General features: G+C 57.0%; 13 protein-coding genes. 1 reads left to right on the forward strand and 12 read right to left on the reverse strand.

Annotated elements, in window-relative coordinates; all coding sequences use genetic code 11:
• Positions 1–270 precede the first annotated feature (270 nt).
• From FMN63_RS26675 to FMN63_RS26695, 5 genes are all read right to left on the reverse strand, one after another.
• Positions 271–2,175, reverse strand: coding sequence for an adenylate/guanylate cyclase domain-containing protein (locus tag FMN63_RS26675; RefSeq protein WP_209001326.1), 1,905 nt, complete (start codon positions 2,173–2,175; stop codon positions 271–273).
• Between the two features lie 29 nt (positions 2,176–2,204).
• Entirely contained in the window at positions 2,205–2,885 is a 681-nt protein-coding gene (locus tag FMN63_RS26680) for a hypothetical protein (protein WP_209001327.1), read from the reverse strand.
• Positions 2,886–3,045: 160 nt separating this feature from the next.
• Positions 3,046–4,671 (reverse strand): caspase family protein, encoded by a 1,626-nt coding sequence (locus FMN63_RS26685; RefSeq protein ID WP_148587094.1) that lies wholly within the window; start codon positions 4,669–4,671, stop codon positions 3,046–3,048.
• Between the two features lie 24 nt (positions 4,672–4,695).
• Complete coding sequence (locus tag FMN63_RS29660; RefSeq protein WP_148587095.1) at positions 4,696–5,028, reverse strand: hypothetical protein; 333 nt, start codon at positions 5,026–5,028, stop codon at positions 4,696–4,698.
• Positions 5,029–5,048: 20 nt separating this feature from the next.
• Positions 5,049–7,664 (reverse strand): caspase family protein, encoded by a 2,616-nt coding sequence (locus FMN63_RS26695; RefSeq protein WP_162530118.1) that lies wholly within the window; start codon positions 7,662–7,664, stop codon positions 5,049–5,051.
• Between the two features lie 393 nt (positions 7,665–8,057).
• Between FMN63_RS26695 and FMN63_RS26700 the strand changes: the two genes are divergently transcribed.
• Positions 8,058–8,909, forward strand: coding sequence for a GNAT family N-acetyltransferase (locus FMN63_RS26700; protein WP_148587097.1), 852 nt, complete (start codon positions 8,058–8,060; stop codon positions 8,907–8,909).
• A gap of 34 nt (positions 8,910–8,943) precedes the next feature.
• Here FMN63_RS26700 and lhpI read toward each other — a convergent pair whose 3' ends face one another.
• The 7 genes from lhpI to FMN63_RS26735 all read right to left on the reverse strand — a co-directional run bounded on the left by lhpI (position 8,944) and on the right by FMN63_RS26735 (position 16,370).
• Positions 8,944–9,888 (reverse strand): bifunctional Delta(1)-pyrroline-2-carboxylate/Delta(1)-piperideine-2-carboxylate reductase, encoded by a 945-nt coding sequence (gene lhpI, locus FMN63_RS26705; protein ID WP_148587098.1) that lies wholly within the window; start codon positions 9,886–9,888, stop codon positions 8,944–8,946.
• Between the two features lie 101 nt (positions 9,889–9,989).
• Positions 9,990–11,090, reverse strand: a complete 1,101-nt coding sequence (locus FMN63_RS26710) for a calcium:cation antiporter (RefSeq protein WP_162855091.1) — start codon at positions 11,088–11,090, stop codon at positions 9,990–9,992.
• Between the two features lie 132 nt (positions 11,091–11,222).
• A complete protein-coding gene (locus FMN63_RS26715) occupies positions 11,223–12,002 on the reverse strand; it encodes an ABC transporter ATP-binding protein (RefSeq protein WP_148587099.1) in 780 nt (259 codons plus the stop codon).
• Complete coding sequence (locus FMN63_RS26720; RefSeq protein WP_148587100.1) at positions 11,999–12,754, reverse strand: ABC transporter ATP-binding protein; 756 nt, start codon at positions 12,752–12,754, stop codon at positions 11,999–12,001. Before FMN63_RS26720 ends, FMN63_RS26715 begins: the two co-directional genes overlap by 4 nt.
• An 11-nt stretch (positions 12,755–12,765) precedes the next feature.
• Positions 12,766–13,902: a branched-chain amino acid ABC transporter permease gene (locus FMN63_RS26725; protein WP_148587101.1), complete on the reverse strand. Its 1,137-nt coding sequence runs from the start codon at positions 13,900–13,902 to the stop codon at positions 12,766–12,768.
• A gap of 3 nt (positions 13,903–13,905) precedes the next feature.
• Positions 13,906–14,934, reverse strand: coding sequence for a branched-chain amino acid ABC transporter permease (locus tag FMN63_RS26730; protein ID WP_148587102.1), 1,029 nt, complete (start codon positions 14,932–14,934; stop codon positions 13,906–13,908).
• Positions 14,935–15,023: 89 nt separating this feature from the next.
• Positions 15,024–16,370: a substrate-binding protein gene (locus tag FMN63_RS26735; RefSeq protein ID WP_148587103.1), complete on the reverse strand. Its 1,347-nt coding sequence runs from the start codon at positions 16,368–16,370 to the stop codon at positions 15,024–15,026.
• Positions 16,371–16,779 lie beyond the last annotated feature (409 nt).

Genomic DNA, 16,779 nt, shown 5'->3' on the forward strand with positions numbered 1-16,779 from the left:
TTTTGGAACTGCTGCTTTTTCAGTTGAAGCGGCTGGCTTCGCCGACCCGTTGCCGGCAGAGCCAGCTGCTGGAGGGGCCTTGTGCGACGGACGGATAACGGTCCTGTCAAACTCAGGGCGATTTGCACCCGGATTTTGGTTATCAGACCATTGGACCATAGTGAGACCTTAAGCGCAGCGCCTAAGCTGCTCAGGCTGCCGAAAACAGTTATCCGATCATGCCGGATGATTGGAAAAGATGCAAAAAATGCTGTGATTGAAGGAACTTCCTCAGGAACGTGGAAAGGTCACCAGCTTGCTCCTGTTCTGCTCTTCGCCGGCTTTCACCCGCGCATCTTCCGGCTCCATGTACATTTCAGGAAGGTCCAGTGTGTAAACACAAATGTCGGAACTGAGACCACGCAACTGCCCCCGCCAGATCTCCGAAACCGGATAGGACCCGGGCAGTTTCTCAGCGACCGTCTGGCTGACCGCCAGACGAACCTTCTGGTCCTTTGCAACGGATTCAACCCGGCTGGCCGTGTTGACGGTCGTTCCCATAACCGTAAAGGAACGGCGATGTTCGCCGCCAATATCACCGACCAGGACCGGTCCTGCATTCAGCGCAATACGCAAGTCCAGGGGCGGTTGACCGGTGATTTCCCGTAACCGGTCGAGCAGATTTATGATTTCTGTCGCGGCGTCGACGGCCGATTGTTCCGGGTGATCGACCGTATTGGGTGCGTTCCAGACCGCCATGATGGCATCGCCGATGTATTTGTCGATGTACCCCTGATGGGCGGTAATCACCTGCCCGATCCTGTCGAAACAGGAGTTTACCACGCGCACCACGTCCTGATCCGCGAGCTTCTCCGACATCTTGGTAAACCCGACGATGTCGATGAAAGCCACGACAACATGCCGGGTCTCCCCTCCAAGCGCCGGCAATTGTTCTGAACTCGCCATCAGCTTGATGACATCGGGTGCAAGGTAGTGACCGAAGAGCCTGACCAGAGATCTTTGACGGCGTTGCAGGATGCCAACTTTTCCGACAGCGGCGACAACGGTTGCGGAGACAAAGGCAACCGGCGCGACACCCGGTGAAAGAAACATCCCAAATTCGATGCCGCCAAGGCTGACCCCAAGGCCGCAGAGCACACCGCCCACGACAACAAAGGGCAAAACGAACAATGGCAGGGAGAGGCCAGCAAGGGTGCCGATCACTGCGAACAGCACGGCAATAGCCGGAACAAACCCGGCAGGCGGCTCGGTCACGATCTTGCCAGCCAGCGGAGCACCGATGAAATCGGCCAGTACGAACACACCAGCCGTTTGAGGCTGCACCCGAGGCCTTCCGCTTGGTCCTGTTTCCGCCTGCTCGCCTGCGTTATGCGGCAGAAAACGGTCGGAAAACAGGTGCTCATCTTCATAAGGCAGCAGCCCCCCAAACAGCACGATCCGACCTTCGGCAAACCGGGCCAATTCCTGTCTGCCTTCCTCACTTTCCAAAAGCTGCAAGACATCGATCAGGGAAAGATATGGAATGGAGGTTGCCAGGCGGGCTGAGGGAACCGGAATATAGGTTTCAGTGACCTCTGCCTCCGCAATGCCGAGCAGCGCATCGATCAAATGGGGTGAGGCGCCGAGAGGCAACTGCGGCTCGTGCCGTCTCACCACACCGTCGCTATCCGTCGATACGATGACCGACCTCACCCCTCCCTCACCGGCCGCAGCGGAAAACATGCGTTGGGGCACGCCTATTTCGGTGTGCGCAATAAAGACCTTGCCCCGGTTTTGATAGAGAAACCGCTGAAATGGCTGGTCAAACCCTTTCAACCTTGCTTCGCCTGTACTTGGATCCACAAAACCATCTGCGCTGTAGGCGAACACGAAATCATAGCCCAGCGCCACTGCCCCGGCGTTCAACATCGCTTGCCCGGCTTCCGCCAGAACCGGGGTCATCAGAACCCGCGGTATAGGCGCCAGCCGGTCGGAGTTGAGGGCTTTCTGGTCAAGACCGACCACCACCACAGGCGCAGGTTCTGCCTGCTCCTTGTTGTGCAAGAGGGCCTTGATCTGGAACAGGCGGTCTGTCACCCACCCTTCCCAGATGGCCTTTTGGGCGGATAAACCGATGGCGATGCCAGCCCCCACCGCAACGAATGCGATGAGAAAAATGAGCTGCTTTCGTCCCATGGCTGCGTCCGTAAATCGGCCGCCAAATATCATTTCACGATGACGACAGCGGTTTTCCGTCCGACCTGGACCGGGTCTATGGTGATCGTACGCATGACGACACCATAGTCCGGTGCCTTGCCCTGCAGGAACAGCTCAACTTCAACGGCCTCGTCTTCCGGCTCGCGGTCTGGCATGTCGGTGAGGATGTTGTCGAGCATGTCGAAGCGTTTGGGTTCGCCTCCACCGAAGGAAACAAAGACAGTGTCGTATTGATCGCGCAACTTGTTGTCGAAACGCAGCATCAGTGACGCGGCTTTCTTGTTTTCCAACGTCAGGCCACGGAGCGTAACAGTCAGGCCTTTGTCTGCCTTCTCGCTTTCGGTTCCGCTGTCGGCCTGCAGGCAGTTGCCTGCCCTTAGAACCTGTTGCTCAGATCCTTCGGTCGTATAGCCTTCGGAAGATACCTTCAGGACACCTGCCTGAATCCTTACTTCCTGACACGCCGAATAATCGAGCAGATCGACATGTCCATCGGTACCGAGCTCCACGACATCGCCAGGCTTAAGTTCTGTGAATGCGGACACATCAACATCTTCCGACTTGTCGAGCACAAGCGCGATCGGGTCGGCAAGTGCAGACCCCGCAGACACTGCGAACATCATACCGGCGAAAGCACAAGTGCTCCGCAGACTTCGCCTTGAACAGGCATGCTTCAAAATCTTTTTCATGAAAGGCTCCTGATTCCCTGGTCTTTCCAATGCGCCCGGCCATTATTTTGCAGCCAGGCGCTGACTATTTTTCGATATTACCAGAGCATGGCGAAATGAGTGTGGCCATGGTCACAAAAATTCACTTCAGCCGCAACGGGATAGTAGCCGATCCCAGACCTTAGCCGGCAGGCTGCGTATAGACACCTGCGATACCAACGGCATCGGCATTTTGCTTGATCAACTCCAGCAATTTAGGGGTCAGCTCAGCGCTCAGAGGTGTTCCGTCCAGCGCAGACAACACACCGACCAATTGAGGCATCGGTTTAGATGACCGCACCATGATGATGTGATCGGCACCGAACGGCAAGGCCGCTCGCAGATTCAGCACGTAGGGCCTTTGCGCCTCGACCATGGTGTCCTTGCCCAGCGGGTCTGCCTTCTTGTTGGGCGCAAGCAGACGCAGCGTGCCATCTGCCTCCAGTGCGAACACAACCATATTCCCTGCCTGGTCCGAGGTAAGTCCAACCTTGAAGGGATCGCCTTCGGGTATATGACCGACAGAGGGCTGGAGCGTTCCTTCGATAGGCTGCCGCTCTCGGGACAAGGCATAAAGATCGGCAAGAAAGCCCCATTTGGTCACAACGTCCGCAAACCGGTCGATATTTGCCGCCTTGCCACGCAGCACCACGTCGCCGAATTTTGTCAGGACGTCACCTTCCTCCACATCCCAGAACAGATCCGCCGTTCCATCCTCAACCACTTTCAAGCGGCCTTCCTGTTTGTGGGCAAGTTGCTGCAACGCCGGCGTGGCCTTGTCCGTGCTTGCGGAGAGGGTCAAGACACCTGCTTCCTTTACAAAAAGCTGCTGGTTGACGCGTGGCAGGACAGCGGCGCGGCTTTGACTGCTGATGCTCAGGCTGGGCGACTGGCGGCCCTCTGTGGCAACCCGCACGGTTTCCTTCAGAAACAGGCTAAGCTCCTCCATGGATATTCCGCCATCGCGATCGAGATCTGCCCTTCCCTCAACACCCCGCGCAAACGCCCAGCTCAGCGCACCACGCGGTTCTCCGCCGATCAGCAATTCAGGGATCACCTGTCCGTCTACTGTAGCTCCGACATAGATGACATTGGGAAGGTCCTGAACGTCCCCGGACTGGGGCGCGTTTTCGGCCAACATGGGGGGAAGAGCTTGAGAGCGCAGGGCATCGTTCTCGAATGGAGGCAGACCGACCAGCCGTGTTCCCAACTTCGTGATACGAGGGTCCACAGACCGGGTCATTGTTCCTGAATGGCAGCTGTCGGCCAGGACCAGCACATTGCGCCCTCCTGCGGCCCGAAGCATTGCAGCGATATCGTCGTCTCTCAGTCTTTCGCCATTTCCCGGAGCAGAAGTGTCAAAGCCTGCAAGAAGAAACACTTCATCCATGCCGTCTTCTTCCGATCCCTTTACCCATTCGGGCTCCTGGGCTCCGTGCCCCGCGTAGGACAAAACAAGAACATCATCGGAATCGGATCGGGAAATCATGTCTTCCCAGGACGACAGAATGGCCTGCCTGGACGCATCTTCATCGAATAACGCGGTCAGATCGGTAACACCGGCGGCGGTCAATGTTTCGGCAATGTCCCTGGCGTCATTCACGGCCCCTTTCAAAGGCGATACATGCTGATAGGCATCCACGCCAATGACAAGCGCACGCCACTGCCCGGCATCAGCAGACGTGCTGAAGCTTACTGCAAGGAAAAACAGGCCGCACAGTCTGGCCCAGACATCTCGTCTGGTTGCCAGGCCAATTGAAACATACATCGGTGTTACCTTTTCTGCGCTAGGTCAGCCCCAGCTACCACCGCCACCTCCGCTCGGGCCGCCACCGCCGCCGCCGCCGCTGCCTCCGCCGCTATTGCCACCCCCGCTGTTGCCACCGCCGCCACTATTACCACCGCCGCTGTTGCCGCCGCCGCTGTTGCCACCGCCATTGTCGTTATCGCGTGCGGTTGGGTCGTTGATCGGGTCGTACGTGGGTCTGGATGCCCGAGTGCTCGTTGAAGGAGCTGATACTGGCTGCGTTACTGTCTGCGGAGCCGGGTTTTGCTGTGTCTGGCATCCTGCGAGCATCAGTCCGAGCATTCCGGTGACCGGCAATAAATACAAAAAGGCTTTCACCTGACTATCTCCTTCAGTGATTAAAACAGATCATATCTGGGACGATCCTGTTCCCACTGATGTTTGATCAGTGCAATCAGGGCTTGGTCGCCGTCGGTAGGCGAGCGTCCCGATTCTTTGAAAAACTCCGCAAGGGCCTCACGGGTTTTCCGGCCAGGCTGACCATCGACCGGACCCGGATCGAAACCAAGGTCGGTCAGGGTTTGCTGCAGCACCTTCGCCTTGAGGTTTTTCCCCGCTTCGCCGAGAGCTTTCCTTGCCTGGTCCGCAGCCTGCGAGGAAGGTTCGACAGCCACTGCCATGGCCAGCATGCGAACACGGTCCTTCCCGGCCGCTTCTCCATTCTTCTGGCCGAGCATCCACGCAGTGTTGAACGCGCCCCAGGGGTCTCCATGCTGGGCGCTCTCGCGGAACCAGCGCGTCGCCTCTTCGTCGTTTTTCTCTACACCCTGGCCGTTGTAATAAAGCAGTCCGATGGCGGTCCCTGCGGCGGGATGGCCACCTTCGTGCGCTTTCATGAACCAGCCAAGTGCCGCTTCATAATCCTGCGGCACGCCTTTGCCATCGCGATAGAGCGTTCCCACGTTCAGGAAGCCGTAAATGTCATCCCGCGATGCCGAGCGATTGTAGTAATAAACGGCACGGTCGATGTTTTCTTCCACGTGCTGGCCATTGAGATAGAACCCACCGATGGCATTGAACGAGAACGTGTGCCCTGCTTCCACCGATTGAAGCAGTTTCTGCAGCCCGTCCTTTTCGTTTTGTGCGGTACCCTCGCCCTTGATTTCAGCCATTCCAAGGGAATGAAGCGCATAGGCGTCGCCGCGCTCCGCAGCCTTGCGATAAAGTTCGACGGCCTTCTTGCGGTCACGGTCAATGCCGGCGCCCAGAAAATACATCCGGCCCAGCACCTGGCCTGCCCGGACGTGCCCCATCTGGTAGGCCTGTTCAAAGTAGCCGATTGCCTTCTGCAGGTTACCGTCGGCAAATGCACCACGGCCACGCTGGAAAACGAAACGGCCAATCTCCGGATAAGATGCCATCGCGTCCGCACAGGCTGCATCCACTGCAGCCGCATCCAGATCATTTGCCAGACGACCTTCCGTCACGGCCTGCAGATCGAACGGCTGGGTTGCCAGGCGGTCGCATTGCGTGACGCGGGGCTGCACTATCTGCGTAATGGTTTGAGCTGCCTCGCCTTCGACAGCCGGCAATTCCAGAGCAAATTTCTGCGCTTCGCGTTCGCTGCCGATCTGCGGGCGAACAGTCAACGACGCAAGTGCAGAGACAGGGAACCTGTCGCCAGCCTGCAGAAGACGGCTGTCGGAAGAAAGCTGCAGATCGGCATCGACCGAAACGACCTTCAGCCACTCACTGGTGGCCGGCAGATCTTGAACCGGAGCTTCCGGATAGACAGGTACAGCGCCAACACCGATGTCGGCTTCAACCGCGCCCTTGGACGCCGCATTTTCAAGCCATGCCAAAAGGGCCTCAAGACGCTTGGTGCGGTTTTCATCCGCCTTGTTGTCCTGAACCGGCGCTTCAGCCTGCGCCACGGTAATCGAGGCGATCGCCGACGCTGCCCCGCCCCATTGGTCTTCCACCTCGTAGGAAATCAGTTCCACGTCGCCTGGCTGTGAACCTTCCGGGACGAACTGGAGACTGGCAAGCTGTGCCGCGTCGATTACGTCACCTTCGGCAACGGCCCTTCCGCCGGGAAGCTTCAGGGACCCCTTTTCGGGAACCAGGGTGAGCTTCGCCTTGAGCCATCCGCCTTCCGGCTGGACCGGTTCGGGTATTCCAATCGGCACGGGATCCGCGGATGCCGGGACACTCACTCTATGATGGGCCGTCACGATCGGCGCCGGCTTGGGCGGCACGAAGTAGAAACTGGTGACGAGTGTAGAATCCTCATAGGGGATCTGCTGTCCACCGGTCTTGCGCACCACATCGTCCCGAACCTTGGTCATCAGGTCCTTGATTTCGAGCGCCGGATCGAGCGCATTCTCGACCACCGAGGATGTGAACGGACTCAACGGACCTTTGCCGTCATAGGCAACCTGACCCGGACGCGTTGCGTAGGAAATGAAAGTGCCGAGCTTGTTCGGAATCCGGCGCAGCCCTCTGGTCTTGCCGAGCGAGTATTCTTCCTCACCCCAAAAAAGGCTGGCGATTTCGAACGGATTGTCACGGCACGCATCCAGCATGACGATTTGCAGGCTCGACGCAGCCTTCATGTAGTCGAGGAGATTGGAAACGTTGAGGCTTTCGAACTCCAGATCATATTGAGACGATAGCTTCGCATCGACGGGAAGAATGAAATTGGCGTCGCCAACCTGCAGCGCGTGACCTGAGTAATAGAACAGAGCGGTATCGCCATCATTCAGCTCGCGAAGGAAGCGGCGGACGACCTGCTCCAGATCCTTCTTGTCCAAGTTGGTGCCAACAGTTACGTCGAAGTCCGCCTCCCGGAGGATCCTGGCGATTTCCGTTGTGTCCTTGACGGGATTGTCCAGTGGCGTGACATACTGGTAATCCTGATTACCAATGACCAGCGCTACTCTCCTGCCGTCGTCGGTCTGCGCGTTCACATCAGTGGATGGAAACGCAAGAGCAATGCCGACCGGAAGGCTCAAAAGCCCAATCCTGACAGCTTTCTTCAATTTAACGGCCGGTTTATTGGGGCTCATTAATTTGCCAACCTGAGTGGCTAGAGCTCGATAATCCCTGCGTTGCATAACATCCTCAGCGTTAATATTCGCGCACAACTGTAGCGCGAGAGGAACTGCATGTCTGTGACAAGACTCACATAGAGGCGCTTCCAACTCCAATGTATGCGACGTGCCCAACAGCCAGATAACCTAGGGGAAAGTGACGCACACTTGCAATGCCGAAACAAGGGAGACGGCGTTCGCAATCGACGCCAGCTTATGTAAGTACGGCTAAAATCCGTTTCTGGTGCAAGTGTTTCTTTTCATTCCGAGTCATCCTACGCTGAGACAACAGCCTGCAAATTCTTCGGAGGCCAGATGACTGACGCATTCAGGATTCGCCAACTGACTGACAACGAGATCCATATCCCGCTGGAGCTGGCTATGGAGGAAGGATGGAATCCTGGACTGGAAGACGGGGCAGCCTTTTTCAGGGCAGACCCGAACGGGTTCTTTGCCGGCGAAATTGACGGCAAGCTGATCAACGTCATATCCGCTGTGCGCTACGGCGAGACATTCGGTTTCATCGGACTTTACATCTGCAAGCAGGAATTCCGGACCATGGGCTATGGCCACCGGATATGGGCCCATGCGATGGAATACCTGGGACCGAGGGTTATCGGGCTGGATGCGGTCAACGAACAAACCGCAAGTTATGCCCAGCATGGCTTCAAGTCCGTGTACCGGAACATTCGGCATGCAGGGATTTCGATGTGCGACACCCCCATGGACCCGCGCCTTGCGCCGCTCGGCCATGGCCTCTTTCCCGGTATCAGGGATTACGACCGGCGCTTTTTCCCCGAAGAACGGACTGAGTTTCTAAAAACATGGGTTGCGCCCATGCTGGAAACACGCCGCGGCTTCGCATTTGTTGAAGATGGCCATGTGAGGGGCTACGGCGTGATCCGCCAGTGCCATGAAGGCTTCAAGATCGGGCCGCTGTTTGCCGATGAACCGGAAATCGCCGACACCCTCTTCCGCACGCTCGCCGGCCAGGTCAAAGGACAAACCGTTATCCTGGATACGCCCGAGCCCAACGCCGCAGCGCTGCTGATGGCAGAGAAATACGAGCTGTCACCGGAATTCGAAACCTTCCGGATGTACCGCGGCCCGGTGCCCGATCTGCCGCTTGACCAGCTCTATGGCATCACGACATTCGAACTGGGTTGAGGCCGTGGACGGCCCCACCCTTCTGCTCGTTCAATCAATGTTCGACGGACTGATAGGCGAGAATGGCGCCGGCAAGATCTTCCAGGGCAGCGCCGACGGATTTGAACATGGTGATCTCGTCGTCGCTCTGCCGGCCAGGGTGTTCGCCGCGGCAAAGCTCGTAAAGATCAGCCTTGATTTCGCCTGGCGTCAACAAACCGGACTTGATCGGCTGCACGATATCGCCGCCTTCAGACAGGCATCCGTCTCGCGTATCGACAAAGATCTCGGCTCGTTTGATCAGATCATCGTCACTCTCACGCATGCTCGGCTTGAAGGCTCCGACCAGATCGACATGCGTGCCCGGCTTTAATACAGCCCCCTTTATCAGCGGCTCTGATGAAAGCGTCGCAGCGCTCACGATATCCGCTTCCCCGAGCGCTTCCTTCAAACTTACTGCAGTCCTGAGCTTCACCGGAAACTGTTCAGTCAGCGAACGCACGAGTTCGTCGGTCTTGTCTCTGGACCGCCCCCAGATGGTGACTTCATCGATGGAACGAACGGCCATATGCGCGGCGATGAGGTTGGGCGCGAGCCGTCCCGTTCCCAGAACCAACAGGTGCCGCGCGTCAGAGCGCGCCAGATAACTGGCAGCCAGTGCGGAAGCGGCCGCGGTGCGGCGGGCAGTCAGTTCACCGCCGTCGATCAATCCAAGCATTTCCCCGGTCCGGGCATCGGACAACAGATATTGCGCGGAAATAGCGGGAAGATTTCGTTCTGAATTGCCCGGAACCACGTTGACCACCTTCACCCCAGCGTAGCCTCCCGGTACCCAGGCCGGCATCAACAGCACTGTTGCATCCGGTTCGCCGGGCACTTCCATGTCATGATGATGACGTGTCGGCATCACGCAGCCCGACCGGAACATGTTTGCCAATGCGTCTATCAAATCAGGAAATGGCAACGCATCGCGGGTCTGGTTTTCGGTCAAAAGCAGCATGTTGGGCCAATCTGTTGAGAGTTAACTTTTAAGGATACAAATCACATTCGCGAGAGCAGTCCAAGTAAAAGACTGATTGAAATCTATGTGGCGCCGAAATTTCAGGACAAATCAAAGATCATCATCACGTAAGCGGCGAAAAGTGCCAGATGGACAGCGCCCTGGAGATAATTCGTTGCCTTGCTGCCGAACGTCAGCAAGCTGATGAACAGAGTTAGAACAAGCAAGATGATTTCAGCGGGTTCCAGTCCAAGTTCTATTTTCAAACCGGTGACCCACCCAACGAGAAGAACGGCAGGTACTGTCAGACCGATAGTTGCCACGGCAGAGCCGAGACAAATATTCACAGCGCGCTGCAGCTTGTTTTCGCGGGCGGCCTGCAGAGCACTGAGACCTTCGGGCATCAAGACGAGAGCTGCGACGATAAAGCCGCTCAGCGCCAGCGGCGCTCCAAGTCCTTCGATGCCGAATTCAACATAGAGCGCGAGCTTCTTCGAAAGGAGAATGATCGGCAGCAGAGAAGCAAGCAAACCAACGATGTGAAACGGCATTGACCGGACGACTACAGGATGATGCCCCTCCTCTTCGCCGTCGAGATCAGGCTGCCGGAAAATATCACTGTGCGTGACCGTCTGGATCGCCAGGAAGACGCCGTAAAGCAGCAAGGACATGCTGACATCGAACACCGATTGCAACGGAGACAATTCTCCACCGGGCGCCGAGTGGGTAATGCGCGGCAGCACCAGCGCAAAAATGGCAAGCGGGACCAGAACCGACAAGAACGCATTTGCACCCTGCAGGTTATAGGTCTGGTTCTTGTGACGCAGACCTCCCGCCAGAAGACACACCCCAACCAGTCCGTTGAGGACGATCATCACCACAGAGAACATTGTGTTGCGCGCCATTGTCGGCACGGCGTCTCCCGACAGCATGACCGCAACGATCAGCGCAACCTCGATGCCGATGACAGCCAGTGTCAGAATCAATGTCCCGAAGGGTTCTCCGAGGAGTGTTGCCAGGCATTCCGCATGCCGGACAACCGAAAATGCGCACCACATCACCGTCACGAAAATGACTGCAAGCAGCAACAGCGATGGGACGATCCCGATTTTTTCCGGTTTCAACACATCGCCCGAGAAGATGAAGGCAGCGAAGACCGCGAAACCTGCGAGGCTAGGCAATTCCGATTTTAGGCTGGTCACAAAGAAACCCGATTAAGAAATGAAAGCATTGAGAACACACTATAGGCCGCTGCGACTACCTTCAATCAATCCCCGCAAACAAAAAAGACCGGCGCATTGCGCCGGTCGATTATCCCTAAATACTTCGGCGGGTCAGATCGCCAGGTATTCCTGACGCAAGTCGGCATTGTCGAGAACATCCTGTGCCGATCCATCGAACACGACTTCGCCCATGTCAAGGATGACAGCCCTGTCCGCCAGATGAAGCGCCGCAATCGCGTTCTGCTCGACGATTATGGTCGTGATTCCGAGATCCTTCACGCCTTCAAGAATGCGCTCGATCTCCTGAACGATCACCGGTGCAAGACCTTCGTAGGGCTCGTCCAGCAACAGCAGCTTGATGTCGCGTGCAAGAATACGCGCAACGGCCAGCATCTGCTGTTCGCCGCCGGACATGGTGATTGCTTCTTGCGACCGGCGTTCTGCCAGGCGGGGAAAATGCTCGTAGATTCGCTCGATAGACCAGCCAACCGGCTCGGCGATCTGCGACAGTTCCAGATTTTCCTGAACTGTGAGCCCCGGAATGATACGCCTGTCTTCCGGCACAAGGCCAACACCCTGACGGGCTGCCTGATAGCTTTTCATGGAGTGGAGCGGCTTGTGATCAAGCCAGATCTCGCCATGCTTCAGTTGCGGGTCGTCCATGCGGGCGATCGCACGCAATGTCGAGGTCTTGCCAGCGCCATTGCGGCCAAGAAGAGCGAGAATCTCGCCTTCGCGAATGTCGAAGCTGACACCCTGAACAATATAGCTTTCGCCATAGTAGGCATGCAGATCCCACGCCGAGAAAAACGCCGGGGCCCCGCCTTTTGATTTGCGCGGCGGCACGCCGGGAGCGGATCTGCCGCTGAACTGATCGTCTATTAGGGTCACAGATGCGCTCCTCCGAGATAAGCTTCCTGCACGCGCGGATCCCCTTTGATTTCTTCGGGTTTGCCTTCCGCAATGATCGTTCCCTGTGCGAGCACGGTCACCTTGTCGGCCAGCGAGAACACGACGTGCATGTCATGTTCGATGACCACCTTGGTGATACCGCGACCGGCAATCCGTTTCAGAAGATCGATCGTGTTGTTCGTGTCGGCACGGGACATGCCCGCAGTCGGTTCGTCGAGAAGCAGAAGCTTCGGATCCTGCGAGAGGCACATGGCCAGTTCAAGCCGGCGCTTGTCACCTCGTGACAGGGAACCTGAGATGACGTCCTTCTTCTCCGCCAGACCAACGTCCTCCAGCATGTGGAGCGCCTTGTCCTGGATCTCTGCATCCCCATCGAGCCGCTTGAACGGTCGCAGCGAAAACTGGCCGTCACGCTTGGCCATCGTTGGAATGATGACATTTTCCAGGAGAGTGAGTTCTGCGAAGATTTCCGGTGTCTGGAACACCCGCGATACCCCGACCTGGTTGATCTCGTAGGGCTTCATGCCTGTCAGCGAGACATTACCGAACTTGACGGTGCCCGTATCCGGCACCAACCGGCCAATCATGCAGTTCAGGAAGGTCGACTTGCCTGCACCGTTCGGTCCGATGATCGCGTGAACGGTGCCCTGCTCTACTGAAAAGTTGACATTGTTGAGAGCTCTCAAACCGCCGAACGACTTATTGACACCCTCTACACGTAGGATTTCCATTTTCTTGTTCCTTACTCTGCAGGGGCCGTTGCGCGGTTCGGCTCGGACTTGCCGGACGACCGCTTGAACAGCTTGCCGATCCTGGACACGCCTTCCATGATGCCACCAGGCAGGAAGATAACGATCAGCATGAAGAGAACACCGAGCGTGAGATGCCAGCCTTCACCCACGAACAGGCCTGCAACAGAAATGACCGGCCCTTCGATAAAATCCGGAAGGAAACTGAAAATCTCGTGCAGGGTCTGCTCGTTGAAGGCTGAGAAGATATTCTCGAAATACTTGATCAGGGCTGCACCGAAGATTGGACCGAGCAATGTGCCCGCACCGCCGAGAATGGTCATGAGAACAACCTCCCCGGACGCGGTCCACTGCATGCGTTCAGCACCTGCGAGCGGATCCGTGATGCACATCAAAGCTCCGGCGAGACCTGCATACATGCCAGAGATCACAAACGCCGCCAGTGTGTAGGGACGCGGATTGAGGCCGGTGTAGGTCATGCGGTTCTGGTTGGTCTTCACGGCGCGCAGCATGATGCCGAAAGGCGAACGGAAGATCCGCTGGGCGATGAAGAAGCCAATCAACAGGATGACTGCGCAGAAGTAAAACCCGCCCCACCCGGTCATATCAATTCCGAACAGGTTTGCGATCAACGGTCCTTGTTCAGCGCCCTTGCCATCAAACAGGCGTGGGTCGCTGCGCAGAACACGCAGGCCGGTTTCGCCGTTGGTGATCGGTGTCAGAACCGAATAGGCCAGATTGTAAGACATCTGGGCAAACGCCAGCGTCAGGATCGAGAAGTAGATGCCCGACCGGCGCAGCGAAACGTAGCCAATGCCAAGCGCGAAGATACCGGACGCGATGATCGCCATGATTGCGGCAGGGACCGGGTTCATTCCAAGCAGCTTGAACGTCCAGACCGCGGTATAGGACCCGACACCCAGAAAGGCTGCGTGACCGAAGGACAGGTATCCCGTCAGACCGAACAGAATGTTGAACCCGGTTGCAAAGAGACCGAAGATTGCAAACTTCTGGAGAAGATCGGGATAACCGGCGCCGATAGGCGCGAGCCAGATCGGCATGGTCAGCACCGCGACAGCGAAGACCGCAAAGAGGATGTAGTCGCGTGCAGGAGATGTTTTTGCTGACATTTCTTAGTTCTCCATGACGCCCTTGCGGCCCATCAGCCCGCGCGGACGCACGAGAAGAATGACCACGGCAACGAGATAGATGATGATCTGATCGATGCCAGGCAGGATGGCCTTGATTTCGTTCATCGACGCGAAGGACTGCAGGATGCCAAGCAGGAAACCTGCAGCAACCGCACCCGGCAGCGAGCCCATGCCACCAACCACCACCACGACGAAGCTGAGGACAAGGAAGTCCATCCCCATGTGATAGTCCGGAGGCAGGATCGGCGTGTACATGACCCCGGCCAGACCGGCGACCACGGCAGCAATCGCGAAAACAATGGTGAAACGGCGTTCGATGTTGATGCCGAGCAGCCCGACCGTATGGCGGTCAGCCATGCCGGCACGCACGACCATGCCGAATGTGGTGAATTGCAGAAAGGCAAACACGGCCGCGACGACTGCGCCTGCAAAGGCAAGATAGACCATGCGCCAGTAAGGATAGACGATCACACCTGGATCCATACCGAGGGCAGCGCCAATATCTGCGGCACCCCGCACAGCATCGGGCGCTGCTTGCGGGATCGGGTTGGCCCCGAAAATCGACTTGATGATTTCCTGAAGGACAATGGCCAGACCGAACGTAACGAGGATCTGATCGGCATGCGCCCGGTTATAAAAGTGCTTGATCAGGCCACGTTCCATGATGAAGCCGAAAAGCAGCATGACGGGAATGGCAAGCAGGATGGAAAACGGCACCGAGTAATTGAGAACCCAGTGACCGAAATCGCCGAGATAAGCTTCGATGTACGGAGTCCGAATCTCGAGAGGAGTGCCCCAGGCCGTTGTCTTGGTCGGGTCCGTGGTCACGATCTCCAGGCTGAGCAGCTTGTTGAACGTTACCGCGCAGAACGCACCCAGCATGAACAAGGCACCGTGCGCGAAGTTGACGACCCCGAGGGTTCCGAAAATCAGGGTCAGCCCGAGAGCGATCAGCGCATAGGCTCCGCCCTTGTCCAACCCGTTCAGCAGTTGAAGAATAATCACATCCATGGTTTTGCCGCTATCTGCTGCGTCACTTGCCTCTTGATAAGCAGCAGCCGCCGGCGGAGACCCTCCGGCGGCTGCAAACGTTCAAGGGCTTATGCGCCGTTGTTGCACGCGCCGAGTTCGCCACCGAGCATCTCTGCCGGGTATTCAACCTGCGAACGCGGAGTGATTTCCACCACTTCCAGAAGGTCGAACTGGGAGGTCGGGTTTTCCTTACCCTTCACAACCAGAACGTCCTTGAAGCACTGGTGGTCTGCGGCGCGATAAAGTGTCGGGCCGTTGCCCATGCCGTCGAATTCGAAACCTTCGAGGGCTGCGGCAATCGCGCAGGGATCGAACGTGCCTGCCCGCTGCGCAGCATCGGCATAAAGCAGTGTCTGCACGTAGCAGGTGTGGGCAGCCTGGCTCGGCGGGAAGCCGTATTCCTGGCCGAAGGATTTCACAAAAGCCTTGGAACCTTCATCCTGCAGCGACCAGTGCCAGTTGGTGGAACCGAAGATGCCCTTCACGTTATCACCGGCACCCTGTGCCATCAGGCGGGAATACAGCGGAACGACAATTACGAACTCCTTGCCGTTGACCTGCTTGTCACGCAGACCGAACTGAACGGCCTGGGTCAGGGAGTTCACCATGTCCTTGCCGTAGTGGTTCAGGACCAGAACGTCGGCACCGGAGTTCAGAACCGGCGTGATGTACTGCGAGAAGTCACCTGCGCCAAGCGGCGTACGTACGGCAGCTGCCGTCTCCCAGCCCATGCCTTCGGTGTACTTCTTGATGGATTCTTCCTGAGACCAGCCCCAGGTGTAGTCGGCAGTCAGATGATAGGCCTTGCGGTCGGTGCCATAGGCGTTCTTCAGCACCGGAGCCAGCGCAGCGCCGGACATTTCAGTATTGAAGAAGTGCCGGAAACCGTTCTTGCGCTTGTCCTTGCCGGTGGTGTCGTTGGAGTGGGTCAGGCCGGCCATGAAGATGACGCCAGCTTCCTGGCAGAGCGACTGCACGGCAATCGCCACGCCGGAGGACGAACCACCGGTAATCATCACAGCGCCGTCTTTTTCGATCATGCGCTTTGCGGATGCACGGGCCGCATCGGATTTGGTCTGCGTGTCACCGGTTACGAAGGCAACCTTCTTGCCGTTGACGCCGTTGCCCTGAAGCTCCTTGGACGAGAAGGTGTTCAACAGGCCGCCGTCGCCTTCACCGTTCAGGTGTTTCACAGCCAACTGATAGGCCCGCAGTTCGTCTGCCCCTTCGTCGGCGTAAGCGCCGGTCTGCGGAACGTTGAAGCCCAGAACGACTTCAGCGCCGGTCGGCTCGTTGAGATAACCGGCAGACCATGCGCGGCTTGTGAAAATGGTCGGTGTTGCCAAAGCGGCACCGCCCAGAGCACCAGCGCGCAAAATGGAGCGACGATTGAGGGGTTTACGAAAAAAGCTCATACTTTCCTCCCAGAAAGGCGTTGCGTGCCCACCTCGGGCACGCCTGCAATAGCTGTACAGCTGCAAGCAATTCCGGCTTTTTCCCGTGTGGGAACCCGATTCCTCCGAACCAAAACTGCAAGCTGCAATGACTGTAAAAAATTCATCTACAAAACAGCAATACGACTATCGGATCGACTAGCCTCAAACAGTCATTATACTTTTGAAGTATTTTCAGAGAATGCACGATTTTCTTTCGATCAATTTTGCATTGCATCATTTTTAATATTGTTCAAATTCAGCTACTTGCGCCTCTCTTTTACCGCAATGCACAATTACCTTAACGGAAGAAGTCAAAATTCCAAGAATTCAAGGCGTTAGACCAAAGTGCAATGCCGTATGAAGGTCCGAGTGCCTCCGGTGCAAAATT

The organism is Stappia sp. BW2 (assembly GCF_008107695.1).
Lineage (GTDB): Bacteria > Pseudomonadota > Alphaproteobacteria > Rhizobiales > Stappiaceae > Roseibium.

Coding starts and splice junctions, on each gene's coding strand:
- FMN63_RS26730 (WP_148587102.1), bottom strand. CDS start 14,934: ATGGATGTGATTATTCTTCAACTGCTGAACGGGTTGGACAAGGGCGGA.
- FMN63_RS26725 (WP_148587101.1), bottom strand. CDS start 13,902: ATGTCAGCAAAAACATCTCCTGCACGCGACTACATCCTCTTTGCGGTC.
- FMN63_RS26700 (WP_148587097.1), top strand. CDS start 8,058: ATGACTGACGCATTCAGGATTCGCCAACTGACTGACAACGAGATCCAT.
- FMN63_RS26720 (WP_148587100.1), bottom strand. CDS start 12,754: ATGGAAATCCTACGTGTAGAGGGTGTCAATAAGTCGTTCGGCGGTTTG.
- lhpI (WP_148587098.1), bottom strand. CDS start 9,888: ATGCTGCTTTTGACCGAAAACCAGACCCGCGATGCGTTGCCATTTCCT.
- FMN63_RS26685 (WP_148587094.1), bottom strand. CDS start 4,671: ATGTATGTTTCAATTGGCCTGGCAACCAGACGAGATGTCTGGGCCAGA.
- FMN63_RS26735 (WP_148587103.1), bottom strand. CDS start 16,370: ATGAGCTTTTTTCGTAAACCCCTCAATCGTCGCTCCATTTTGCGCGCT.
- FMN63_RS26675 (WP_209001326.1), bottom strand. CDS start 2,175: ATGGGACGAAAGCAGCTCATTTTTCTCATCGCATTCGTTGCGGTGGGG.
- FMN63_RS26680 (WP_209001327.1), bottom strand. CDS start 2,885: ATGAAAAAGATTTTGAAGCATGCCTGTTCAAGGCGAAGTCTGCGGAGC.